The sequence below is a fragment of the Oceanihabitans sp. IOP_32 genome (assembly GCF_009498295.1).
Lineage (GTDB): Bacteria > Bacteroidota > Bacteroidia > Flavobacteriales > Flavobacteriaceae > Wocania > Wocania indica.
Genome location: NZ_CP040813.1, coordinates 80,003 through 93,458, shown reverse-complemented (window position 1 = coordinate 93,458; position 13,456 = coordinate 80,003). Strand labels below are relative to the sequence as shown.

Below are 13,456 nucleotides of genomic sequence, written 5' to 3'. Positions count from 1 at the left end.
TAACTAAATATGAATCAAGATTATATAAAACCAGATAACTGGTCCATTATTGAAGAAGGCTTTGATGCCAGCCATGTGAAATCCTCAGAAAGTTTGTTTAGTATTGGCAACGGGGCGATGGGGCAACGTGCTAATTTTGAGGAGCTTTATACTGGAGAAACATTTCAAGGCAGCTATATTGCTGGAGTGTATTATCCCGATAAGACCAAAGTAGGTTGGTGGAAAAACGGCTACCCAGAATATTTTGCCAAAGTGCTTAATGCTCCAAATTGGATAGGTATTAATGTGTTTGTAAACAACGAATCACTAGATTTGTTTAGCTGTAAAACCGTCGAAAACTTTAAAAGAGAGCTCAACATGCTAGAGGGTTGGTTATCAAGACGTTTTACGGCGACCTTAAAAAACGATGTTCAAGTTGAGGTGGAAACCAAACGTTTTTTAAGTTTAGATTTAGAAGAATTAGGCGCAATCGAATATAAAATTACGCCTTTAAATACGGCTGCCGAAATTCAATTTCAACCGTATTTAGATGCTAGTATTACAAATGAAGATTCGAATTGGGATGATAAATTTTGGGACATCCTAAAGGTTAATCATTCCAATAATCAGGCTTTTATTGAAACTAAAACCATGAAAACGGATTTCCATGTCTGTACCTTTATGGAATCTAAAGTGTTTTTAGATGCTAATGAGTTAACTATTAATCCTAATATTAATTCAGAAGAAAACCGCATTGATTTCAATTATAAGCATCAGGTTAAAAAAGGCGAAACCTACACCATTCAAAAATTTGCGGGTTATGTTGCAGACCGAAATTACAATAAAACAACATTGGCTTCAGTAGCGCAACAAACTCTCGAAAAAGCCAAAACTATGGGGTTTAATGGCTTGTTAAAAATCCAGAAGCTGGCTTGGGCCAATATTTGGGAAACCTCAGATATTACGATTACTGGCGATGTAAAAGCGCAACAAGGTATTCGCTTTAATATTTTTCAGCTTAACCAAACCTATTTAGGTATAGATTCGAGGTTAAATATTGGACCAAAAGGATTTACAGGCGAAAAATATGGTGGTAGCACGTATTGGGATACAGAGGCCTATTGCATTCCTTTTTATATGGCAACCAAAGATGCAAAAGTGGCTAGAAACTTGTTGGAATACCGCTATAATCATTTAGGAAAAGCCATCGAAAATGCCGAAAAACTGGGCTTTAAAGACGGCGCAGCACTCTATCCTATGGTGACCATGAATGGGGAAGAATGCCACAACGAATGGGAAATTACCTTCCAAGAAATTCACCGTAACAATGCCATCGCCTTTGCCATTTTTAATTATTACCGCTACACGGGCGATTACAGTTACATTCCAGAAAAAGGTTTAGAGGTGCTCATTGCCATTGCTCGTTTTTGGAAACAGCGCGCTAGCTTTTCAACCCTAAAAAACAAATATGTAATTCTAGGGGTAACAGGGCCAAACGAGTACGAAAACAATATAAATAACAATTGGTACACCAACTATTCTGCACAATGGTGTATTAATTATGCTATTGAAAATATTGGTAAAGTAGCAAAAGAATTTGCAACAGATTATAAGCGCATCGCAGAAAAGGTATCTCTATCTGAAGATGAATTGGAATCTTGGAAAACCGTGGCAGACAACATGTATTTCCCGTATTCCGATGCGCATCAGGTTTACCTACAACAAGACAGTTTTTTAGATAAAGAATTAATTACGGTCTCTAATTTGAATAAATCGCAGCGGCCAATAAACCAAAAGTGGTCTTGGGATAGAATTCTGCGTTCCCCTTACATAAAACAAGCCGATGTTTTACAAGGGTTTTATTTTTTTGAAGATCATTTTTCGCTAGAAGCATTAGAGCGTCATTTCGATTTTTACGAGCCTTTTACGGTGCACGAAAGCTCGTTGTCGCCTTGTGTGCATAGCATTCAAGCAGCTAAATTGGGTAGGATGGAGCAGGCCTATCAATTTTATTTACGTACCTCACGTTTAGATTTAGACGATTATAATCACGAAGTTCACGAAGGTTTGCACATCACATCTATGGCTGGAACCTGGATGAGTATTGTTGAAGGTTTTGGAGGGATGCGTATTAAGGACGGTAAGTTGTCCTTCATGCCAAAAATACCAAAACAATGGGAAGGCTATTCGTTTAAAGTGAATTTTAGAAACCATATTTTAAAAGTAAATGTCAATCAGAAACAAACCCATTTTGAAGTTTTAAGTGGTGGCGAACTCGAAATTCTTGTGAACAATAAGACCATAGTACTTAAAACACAAGAGTTAAAAACCGTGTAGTTTTAAAAAATCATTAACATAAAAGCATAAAAAATGAAATCCATATTCATACTAAGTTTAGCGTTAATATCCTCAGCTTTTAATACCGCTATTGCACAAACCTTACAATCGCCAAACGGTGAGTTAACCATGCAATTTTTTCTTAAAAATGATGGTACACCAAGCTATCAATTAAGTTATAAAAACAATGCCGTTATAAAGTGAAGTACCCTAGGTTTAGAGTTAAAAGATGATGAAAAATCTTTACTGAATGATTTCAAAATTGAAAAAAGCGAAACCGCAACTTTTAATGAGACTTGGACACCCGTTTGGGGCGAAGAAAAAGAAATTAGAAACCATTATAACGAGATGGCCGTTCATTTAAAACAAAATGAAACCGATCGTATTGTTATCATTCGTTTTAAAATGTATGATGAAGGTTTAGGATTTCGATATGAATTTCCCGAACAAGAAAACTTAGTTTATTTTGTTATTAAAGAAGAGAGAACTCAATTTGCAATGACGGGTGATCATACCGCATTTTGGATTCCTGGCGATTACGATTCGCAAGAATATGATTATACCGAATCTAAACTCTCTCAAATACACGAAAAATTCGATACAGCGCTTACCGATAATGCCTCACAAGAACAGTTTTCTAAAACTGGTGTGCAAACGTCCTTAATGCTGAAAACAGATCAAGGGTTATACATCAATCTGCACGAAGCAGCCTTGATTAACTATGCGTGTATGCACTTAAATTTAGATGATGAAAACCTGATTTTCGAATCTTGGTTAACACCAGATGCTCAAGGCGATAAGGGCTATATCCAAACGCCTAGTACAACACCTTGGAGAACCATTATCGTGAGCGATGATGCACGCGATATTTTAAGCTCTAGATTAACATTAAACCTAAACGAGCCTTGTAAAATTGAAGATACCTCGTGGATTAAACCTATAAAATACATTGGCGTTTGGTGGGAAATGATAACAGGAAAAAGTTCCTGGGCTTATACAGACGATTTGCTTTCGGTGCACTTAGGCATTACAGATTATTCGAAAGTAAAACCTAATAAAACTCACGCCGCAAATAACACGAAAGTAAAGCGGTATATCGATTTTGCATCCCAACATGGATTTGATGCCGTTTTAGTAGAGGGCTGGAACGAAGGTTGGGAAGATTGGTTTGGAAAATCTAAAGATTATGTGTTCGATTTTGTTACGCCGTATCCAGATTTTGATGTTCAAGAGATTCATAAATACGCAAAATCAAAAGGCGTTAAAATGATGATGCATCATGAAACATCTGGATCGGTTCGTAATTACGAGCGCCACATGGATACCGCCTATCAATTCATGAACGATAACGGCTACGAGTCTGTTAAAAGTGGTTATGTGGGCGATATCTTACCACGAGGCGAGCACCATTACAGCCAATGGATAGTTAACCATTACCAATATGCCATAGAAAAAGCAGCAGACTATAAAATTATGGTAAATGCCCACGAGGCGGTTAGACCCACAGGAATTAGTAGAACGTATCCTAATTTATTAGCAAACGAATCGGCTAGAGGTACAGAGTTTCAAGCCTTTGGCGGCTCAAAACCAAATCACGTCACTATTTTACCATTTACGCGTTTACTTGGCGGGCCAATGGATTACACACCGGGTATTTTCGAAATGGATATTAGTAAACTTAATCCAAATAATAATTCGCGCGTAAATAGCACCATTGCAAACCAATTGGCATTGTATGTAACGATGTACAGTCCGTTGCAAATGGCAGCAGATTTGCCAGAGCATTACGACCAGTTTATGGATGCTTTTCAATTTATAAAAGACGTGGCTATCGATTGGGATGAAAGTATTTATTTAGAAGCCGAGCCCGGACAATACATCACCATAGCACGTAAAGAAAAGGCTGGGAGTAGTTGGTTTATAGGCAATGTAAACGGTTTGGAAAAAAGAACATCCACTATCAAATTGGACTTCCTTGAAAAAGGAAAAAAATACAAGGCCACAATATATACGGATGCCAAAGACACCAACTATAAAACCAATCCGCAAGCTTACACGATTAAAACTCAAAATGTAACGCATACATCAGAACTCGCAATAGTATCTGTTCCAGCGGGAGGTTATGCCATTAGCATTAAAGCGATTAATTAAATGCGGGTTGCTATGAGTTATTATAAGTTTAAAAAAACGTCCATTCATTTCTTTACAGTTAGGGTGCTTTGTGTATTGATCCTTAATGTATCTTGTAAAAAACAAAATGATTTAACTGCAAATGGGGTTGATGAAAAACCGCTATTAGAAGAAAGACGGGATATTAACCTTGTAGAGCCTTTAAATTGGTGGGTTGGTTTTAAAAACACCTCGTTACAACTTTTGGTGCATCATCCTAATATTTCAACATGGAAACCAGAAATTAATTATCCAGGGGTTTCAATTGAAAAGGTACACCAAGCCGATAGTCCAAATTACCTGTTCATAGATTTGAGTATTTCTGAAACCACAAAAGCAGGTAAATTCAACATCATGTTTAAAAAAGATAATAAGGCCAATTTGGTTTATACCTATCAGTTAAAACCCAGAGACAGGCAAGCCGAAGATTATATTGGTTTTAATAGTAGTGATGCCGTTTATTTGATAACACCAGATCGGTTTTCTAATGGAAATCCAGATAACGATGTAGAGACTTCACTTCAAGAAAAGACTATAAACCGAAACGATGATTATGCACGTCATGGTGGCGATATTCAAGGGATTGTAAATCATCTAAATTACATTGACGATTTGGGTTTTACCGCAATTTGGACGGGCCCCTTATTAACAAATAATATGCCTCAGAGCTCTTATCACGGCTATGCGATTACAGATTATTATCAGGTAGATCCGCGTTACGGCACTTTAGATGATTATAAAGCATTGTCGTCAAAAATGTCTGGAAAAGGCATGAAATTAATTATGGATCAAGTCGCAAATCATTGCGGTATTGCGCATTGGTGGATGCCAGATTTACCCTTTAGCGATTGGGTAAACCATCAAGATAACTATGTAAAAAACAAGGATAATTGGGATGATAGTAAAAGCATTACCACCAACCACAGGCGTACCGTAAATCAAGACCTATACGCCTCTAAAACAGATAAAGAAAACATGAGTGCAGGTTGGTTTGTCTCGGCTATGCCAGACTTAAATCAGCGCAATTCATTTATGGCAAAATATACCATTCAAAATAGTATTTGGTGGATAGAAACTTTAAACTTAGGGGGCATTCGTCAAGATACCTATCCCTATCCCGATAAAGATTTTATGAGTCAATGGGCTGGAGAAATTATGAACGAATACCCGAATTTTAATATTGTTGGTGAAGAGTGGAGTTATAACCCGCTACTTATTGGGTATTGGCAAAAGGGCGCAAATAATAAAGATGGTTACCAATCTAATTTAAAATCGACCATGGATTTTGCCATGCAAAAAAACCTAGTCGATGCCTTAAATGAAGAAGAATCTTGGGATAACGGCTTAGTTAAAATTTACGAAGGTTTAGCCAACGATTTTCATTATGCGAATCCAAAAGATATTATGATTTTCACAGACAATCATGATATGAGTCGCATTTTTACAGCCTTAAAAGGAGATGTTATAAACACAAAAATGGCTTTAAGTTATATATTGACTTTACCAAGAACACCTCAAATTTATTACGGAACAGAAATCTTAATGCATGATTTTGATAAGCCTGGCGATCATGGTTTAATTCGTACCGATTTCCCCGGAGGTTGGGCAGGCGATGCCGTAAATGCCTTTACAAGAGACGGTTTAACAGCAGATCAAAAAAGCATGCAAGCCTTCCTTAAAAAAATACTGAACTATAGAAAAGATAGTAAGGCTATTCACGACGGAAAAACAATACATTTCGCACCAGAAAATGGTGTTTATGTCTTGTTTAGGGTTTTAGAGGACGAAACCGTAGTGCATATCTTAAACAAAAATACCAAACCGCTAGATTTAGATTTAAGCAGGTTTGAGGAACTCGGTTTAAAAGGAAGAACATTAAAGAATATTATTACCAATGCCAAAGTAATTTGGAACGATAGTTTGTTATTAAATGAAAAAGGGAGTATGGTTTTAAGCACCAAATTATAACAAAAACCAGATACTATTTTAAAACCAAATAAGTCTCAGGAAAACACAAAATGAAAAGCCCACTCAGCATCTTACTATTAAGTCTTGTTTTTGTTTCTTGTTTAAACCATAAAAAACAAGAGGTTAGTACGTTTGCAGATAAAGGGCTTGTTACCTTTGTGATAACAGGCTTACCAGAGCATCACGATTATAAGCAAGACCTTTATATTTCAGGAGATTTTGAAGGTTGGTCCGGTGGCAAAGACCCCTTTAAACTAAATAAAACAAATAATCAATATCAAATTAGTATTCCCAAATATAGCGAAACCTTAAGCTTTAAATTCACACAGGGCAATTGGGCAACTGTGGAGTGTGAAACCGACGGAAACCCAATAGATAATAGAGTTTATTCTTTTACTACAACTTCAGATACTGTGGCTATAAAGATTTTGAATTGGAATAATCCCAATCAGAAAAACAAACCCACTACGGCTTCCAAAAATGTACATGTGTTTGCAGAAGAATTTGAAATGCCCCAACTTCAGCGCAAGCGAAAAATAAGTGTGTATTTACCGCCAAATTACGAGGTTTCCAAAGCAAGTTATCCTGTTTTATATATACAAGACGGTCAGAATGTATTCGATGTTAACACCTCGTATAGCGGTGAATGGGAAGTGGACGAAACATTAAATACCATATATAATGAAACGGGTTTCGGACTCATTGTGGTTGCGATTAATCATGCTAACGAAAAACGTTTAAATGAATATTCCGCTTGGGATAACAAAAGATATGGCAAAGGCGAAGGCGCTTTGTATTTAGATTTTTTAGTAAACCAACTAAAACCAGAAATCGATAAAGCATACAGAACCAAACCAGATAGCGAAAACACAGGGATTTCAGGCTCGTCTTTGGGCGGTTTGTTTGCACATTATGCAACAGTTAAAAGACCTGATGTATTTGGTAAATCTATGGTGTTTTCACCTACGTTTTGGTATGCTAAAGCGAGTTTTCAGTTTACAAAAACACATCCTAATACCGCTAAGTTCTATTATTTAGTTGGTGAAAAAGAGGGGCAAGACATGGTTGATAACATGAATGCCATGGTGGAGCTTATGCTGGCAAATAATTTTTCAGAAGAAAATATCTATAAAAAAATTGTGCCTCACGGAATGCATAGCGAATCGTTTTGGAAAACCGAATTCAAGCCAGCTGTTTTATGGTTATTTGTTAGGGATTAAAATTTAAAAATGAACGTTATGAATAAGCAAAGTCTTTTTATAGTCCTGTTTCTTTTTTTTATAGCAGTTGGCTGTGAAAATGAAGTAAACCAAGGTCAAGCATCGCCATTAAATAAGACGGAATTTAGGAGCAAAAAAGTAGTATATCAAGTATTTACCCGTTTATTCGGAAACACGAATACCACAAACAAACCTTGGGGAACCATTGAAGAAAACGGCGTAGGTAAGTTTGGCGATTTTACCGATAAAGCACTCAAAGAAATTAAAGATTTAGGCGTAACACATATTTGGTATACTGGCGTGCCACATCATGCCGTTATTAGAGATTACACAACGTATGGCATTTTAAACGACGATCCAGACGTGGTAAAAGGTAGAGCAGGATCGCCTTATGCCGTAAAAGATTATTATAACGTAAATCCAGATTTAGCCGAAAATCCTGAAAACAGATTAGAAGAATTCAAAGCGCTTATTGCACGATCTCATGCTGTGGGTTTAAAGGTTATTATTGATATTGTGCCTAACCATGTCGCCAGAAATTACAAGGGTTTAAACAACCCCAAAGGTGTGTTAGACTTTGGTGCTACCGACGATAAAACAGTAACGTATCATGTAAATAATAATTTTTATTACAACCCAAGCCAAGCTTTTAAAGTTCCTGTTTGGCAAGATGGCTATTTGCCTTTGGGAGGCGAAAAACATCCTTTGGCAGATGGTGAGTTTAATGAGGTGCCTGCAAAATGGACAGGCAATGGCTCACGATTATCACAACCAAATATGAACGATTGGTACGAAACTGTAAAAATTAATTATGGCGTTAGTCCAGATGGAAAAAAAGATTTCGATACCCTTCCTGAGGGTTTTGAAAATGAGGATTACAAAACACATTTTAAGTTTTGGCAAGATAAAACAGTGCCAGATTCTTGGGTGAAATTTAAAGACATCACACACTATTGGATCGCCATGGGTGTTGATGGTTTTCGTTACGATATGGCAGAAATGGTACCTGTCGAATTTTGGAGTTTTATGAATTCGTCCATTAAAATGAAAAATCCTGATGCTTTTTTATTAGCCGAAGTTTACAACCCTAAGTTATATAGAGCTTATATTAAAAAGGGAAAAATGGATTATTTATACGATAAAGTCCAGTTGTACGATACCATTAAAAACATCATGCAAGGTCGTGGAAAAACCGATAATATACCGCCAATTCAAGAGGATTTAAAGGATATTGAACACGAAATGCTTCACTTTCTTGAAAATCATGATGAGCAACGTATCGCAAGTCCAGATTTTGCTGGACATGCTAATAAAGGCAAACCAGCTATGGTGGTTTCTGCCACAATAAGTACGTCGCCAACTATGATTTATTTTGGTCAGGAAGTTGGCGAAGATAGCTCTGAACAAGCGGGTTTTGGCACCCCAACACGCACCTCAATTTTCGATTATGTGGGCGTACCTGCTCACCAACGTTGGGTAAATAATAAGCAATTTGATGGCGGTCTGTTAACCGATCAAGAAAAAACATTACGAGATTTTTATAAGCGCTTATTAAACTTTACTATAACCAGTTCTGCGCTTGCTGGTGAGTATCAAGACATTCATCTGTATAACAGAAAACATACGGAGGGTTACACCGATAAATTACTGTCTTTTGTGCGTTGGAGTGCTACTGAAAAACTGATAGTGGTTTCAAACTTTGATGTCGATAATACGTATAGTTTCAGCTTAAAAATTCCAAAAAACATTATAGATACATGGCATTTTGATAAAAGTAATTATAAGGTTGAAGATCAATTATACCAACAGTTTTCAACAGATTTAATTGTAGATGAAGACTTTGCAACCCTCAATATAACTTTAAATGCCTTGGAATCTTTCATATTAAAAGTTCAATAAAACAAACCCCATGAAACAATTTTTAATTCTAGTACTCACGCTTTTATTTTTTACAAATTGTGCTAAAAAAACCAACGAAAATTTAGAGATAGAAAAAGTTGAAACACCATTTGTATGGGAAGCCGCTAACTTATATTTTCTTTTAACCGATAGGTTTAATAATGGCGATACATCTAACGATATTAATTTTAATAGAACACAAGAAACTGGAAAACTGCGCGGTTTTGAAGGTGGTGATATAAAAGGCATTACTAAAAAAATTGAATCAGGATATTTTACCAATTTAGGCGTTAATGCCATTTGGATGTCGCCTGTTGTGGAGCAAATTCATGAGGGCACAAATGAAGGGACTGGATTTACTTATGGGTTTCATGGGTATTGGACAAAGGATTGGACGGCCATGGAACCCAATTTTGGCACAGCAGAAGATTTAAAGAGATTAGTAGAAGTGGCTCATAAAAATGGGATTAGAATTGTGTTGGATGCGGTTATAAATCACACGGGGCCTGTAACAAAAAAGGATCCGTTGTGGTCTTCAGGTTGGGTAAGAACTGGACCTAAATGTACTTACGACAGTTACGAAAACACGATCGCTTGCACCTTGGTTGAAAATCTTCCAGATATAAAAACAGAACGTGATGAAGCGGTAGATTTACCACCACATTTGGTTGAGAAATGGAAAGCAGAAGGTCGATACGAGCAAGAAATAGCTGAGCTTGATGCGTTTTTTAAACGCACGGGCTACCCCAGAGCACCACGGTTTTATATTATTAAATGGCTAACAGATTACATCACAGAATTTGGAATTGATGGCTATCGTGTGGATACCGTAAAACACACTGAAGCTTTCGTATGGCAAGAGTTTAAAACAGAATGCGATTACGCTTTCGCGACATACAAAAAGAATAACCCTGATAAAGTTTTAGACGATACCGATTTTTATTTGGTAGGAGAGGTTTACAATTATGGCATCGATACGGGGCAATATTTTGATTTTGGAGATAAAAAAGTGAATTATTTTGATAAGGCTTTTCATAGTCTTGTTAATTTTCAGTTTAAATGGAACGCCAAACAAATGGATTATGAGACCTTGTTTAGCAGCTATTCAAAACACCTTACTACAGATTTAAAAAATCACGGGACATTAAATTATTTATCATCTCATGATGATGGGCAACCTTTTGATGCTGCTCGCGAGAAACCTTACGAAACCGCTACCAAATTATTGTTGGCGCCAGGAACTTCTCAAATATATTATGGCGATGAGTCTGCACGGTCATTAATTATAGAAGGCACTCAAGGTGATGCCACATTGCGCTCTAACATGAATTGGGAGGCTATTGCGAATACTGCAGAAACCAAAAACATTATAAAACACTGGCAAAAACTTGGTCGGTTTAGAGCAAATCACCCCGCTGTGGGGGCAGGCATTCATAAAATGATTTCTAAAGCGCCCTACCTGTTTTCAAGACATTTTACAAAAGACAATTATAACGATGTTGTTGTTGTGGGCTTAAATTTACAAAAAGGTAAAAAAGCCTTGGATGTATCAAAAGTTTTTGAAGATGGTGTGGTTTTACGTGATGCGTATTCCAATCAAGATGTAACTGTAAAACAAGGTAAAGTTGTCGTGAATTCCGAGTTTGGTATAGTGCTTTTGGAGGTTGTTTAATTTTCTAACGCGCTTTGTGAAAATAAAATAATTTTTTAAGAGTTGTGATAGGTTAGTCGTAATGTTTTTAGTTAAAATCAGGCCTTATATCTGTCTATAAAATCAGAGCGCAAACAATTTATTTTTCAAAATTTTCTGAACATCAACATTATCTTTTTGAGGGATTAAAAAATGCGTTAAATCATCGGGATGGTTTATAGATTCTTCTTTGTTTATAAATCCGTAGCCTAAATACACCCCACCTTTAATCATAATAAAAGCATCTTCGTCTGGCGTTCGTCCTTGTTCTTTTAATACCACATCATTTTTGTTTTCAGAAATATCGTGTATGGCTTCTAGAACGCGTTGGTTGTAGTCGTTATAAGACTCTTCATTTTTACAAACGCCTTTACAATTGGAGATGCTAAAGTGTGAGCATTGTGTCACCGCTTCTTGTAAATGGCAATACTTAGGACATAAATTGTATTTAATGCATATTTTTTCAAGATACAACCTGGTGTCTCGCAGATTAAAAAATGTAATTAAGGGATTGTTAACCAGTCGTCCTTTATTTACGGCTAAGTGTAGAATGCCATTTCTGTCTTCGTAGCAAAAAATAGCATGCGATTGTATAGTGCGTTTAGAAACTTGGTTAAAAACAGGGAAATGGTGCTTAATGGCGGCATCTTCCATTAAAAGCGCAATTAATTCACTACCAGAACGCTCAAAATCGATGTCTCTAGTTTCTCTAACCATATCTAAAGATTTTTTGGTTTTACTGTAAAAATGGCTGAGTACTCTTTTTTTTATGTTTTTAGCTTTGCCCACATAAATAATATCGCTTTTTTTATTTTTAAAGTAATAGATTCCAGGGGTTTCTGGTAAAGCTTCAAACACATGTTTTGGCAGGTTGGGCGGTAAGGTGGCTTCTCTTGAATTTTTGTTTAAAAAGTCTTTAAAAACTTGCTCAGAATGGGGTTGTTTTAATAATAATTCAAATAAAATAACAGTCGCTTCGGCATCACCACGTGCGCGGTGTCTGTCTACTAAATTTATTTTTAAATCTTTACATAGCTTACCTAAGCTGTAAGATTGATGTCCCGATAATAGTTTTCTAGATAGTCTAACGGTGCATAATTTCTTTCTTTTAAAGGTGATATTTAATCGGTTAAATTCACCTTGAATCACATTATAATCGAAATTAACATTATGGGCTACAAAAACAGCATCTTCTGTAATGCTTAAAATATCTTCAGCAATGGCTTCAAAAACAGGGGCGTTGGCAACAAGCGCATCGTCTATTCCGGTAAGAGCGGTAATATGTGTTGGAATATAGCTTTCTGGATTAACCAGCGAGGTAAATTCATCAATTACCGTATGACCATCATATTTAAAAATCGAAATTTCTGTAATACGATTTCCTTTTCCGGTGGTTTCAACATCAATAATGGTGTATATCATTTTATTATTTTTTCTAAAGCTTTAAGCTCGACACCTAGTTCATTAAACATATTTATAATACTGCTTAGTTTTAATTCTTCTTCGTTATATTCTTGAGTGTTAATGCTGCAGGTAAACTCCCAAAGTTCTAAAACCTCATCAATAGGAATGCTGTAATCCTGATAAGCCTTATTATCAGACATTAACAAAAGTGAGTTGTCTAAAGCGATATTGTTTTTAACGCGTTTGTAAACCATGCCATCGTTTAGCGTTAACAATACATAAGTTCTACCAGATTTTATGTCGCTGCGATCCTCAATAAAACGGCCTACAACAAAAGCACCGTCTTTCATAGGAAGCATGGAGTCGCCTTTAATAGGAAAGGCTCTGTGTTTTCCTGTGGGTAAAAAAGGGAGTTTAATTTTTTGAAGTTGCTCGATGTATTCGGCATCATCATAACCCGCTAAATACCCCGCAGTGGCTTTAACAGGAACCACTTCTATTAAATTATTATTATCAGTATCTACCGTAATCGGGAACAAAACCCGTTGGTTGTTTAATTCGATATACGAGAAATCGGTCGATTTTGTTAAGTCCTTTCGAAGCAGTATGTCTATGGGTATTTTAACATAATCAGAAAAACTAATTATAAACTCAATAGATGGAGCAGAGCGTCCCTCTTCATAAGAACTTATGCGTGAGCGTGATACCTTTAATTCTTCGGCAAGAGCCTCTTGAGAAAGCTTTTTAAGGCTTCTTAAATGCTGGATGTTTTTAGAGATATAATTCATAT

The 13,456-nt window shown here is 36.3% G+C and carries 7 protein-coding genes and 1 pseudogene; 6 read left to right on the top strand and 2 right to left on the bottom strand.

Translation table 11 applies throughout. The features are described from left to right. Positions 1-9 precede the first annotated feature (9 nt). The 6 genes and pseudogenes from FEZ18_RS00400 (at position 10) to FEZ18_RS00375 (ending at position 11,244) form a co-directional block, all read left to right on the top strand. Positions 10-2,316, top strand: coding sequence for a glycoside hydrolase family 65 protein (locus FEZ18_RS00400; protein WP_153266476.1), 2,307 nt, complete (start codon positions 10-12; stop codon positions 2,314-2,316). Between the two features lie 33 nt (positions 2,317-2,349). After that, positions 2,350-4,467: pseudogene (locus FEZ18_RS00395) on the top strand (glycoside hydrolase family 97 protein). A 12-nt stretch (positions 4,468-4,479) separates the two neighbouring features. Continuing rightward, positions 4,480-6,453 (top strand): glycoside hydrolase family 13 protein, encoded by a 1,974-nt coding sequence (locus tag FEZ18_RS00390; protein WP_153266475.1) that lies wholly within the window; start codon positions 4,480-4,482, stop codon positions 6,451-6,453. A gap of 50 nt (positions 6,454-6,503) precedes the next feature. Next, positions 6,504-7,673, top strand: coding sequence for an alpha/beta hydrolase (locus tag FEZ18_RS00385; protein ID WP_153266474.1), 1,170 nt, complete (start codon positions 6,504-6,506; stop codon positions 7,671-7,673). An 18-nt stretch (positions 7,674-7,691) separates the two neighbouring features. Then, positions 7,692-9,572, top strand: a complete 1,881-nt coding sequence (locus tag FEZ18_RS00380; RefSeq protein WP_153266473.1) for an alpha-amylase family protein — start codon at positions 7,692-7,694, stop codon at positions 9,570-9,572. A gap of 10 nt (positions 9,573-9,582) precedes the next feature. After that, on the top strand, positions 9,583-11,244 hold the full coding sequence (locus FEZ18_RS00375) for an alpha-amylase family glycosyl hydrolase (RefSeq protein ID WP_153266472.1): 1,662 nt from the start codon (positions 9,583-9,585) through the stop codon (positions 11,242-11,244). A gap of 102 nt (positions 11,245-11,346) precedes the next feature. On the opposite strand, the gene FEZ18_RS00370 is transcribed toward FEZ18_RS00375, so the two are convergent. Together FEZ18_RS00370 and FEZ18_RS00365 are read right to left on the bottom strand one after the other, a co-directional pair. Further along, complete coding sequence (locus FEZ18_RS00370) at positions 11,347-12,684, bottom strand: exonuclease domain-containing protein (RefSeq protein WP_153266471.1); 1,338 nt, start codon at positions 12,682-12,684, stop codon at positions 11,347-11,349. Further along, positions 12,681-13,454 carry an XRE family transcriptional regulator gene (locus tag FEZ18_RS00365; protein ID WP_153266470.1) on the bottom strand — a complete coding sequence of 258 codons (774 nt, stop codon included), beginning with the start codon at positions 13,452-13,454 and terminating at the stop codon, positions 12,681-12,683. The genes FEZ18_RS00370 and FEZ18_RS00365 overlap by 4 nt, the downstream gene beginning before the upstream one ends. Positions 13,455-13,456: the final 2 nt, after the last annotated feature.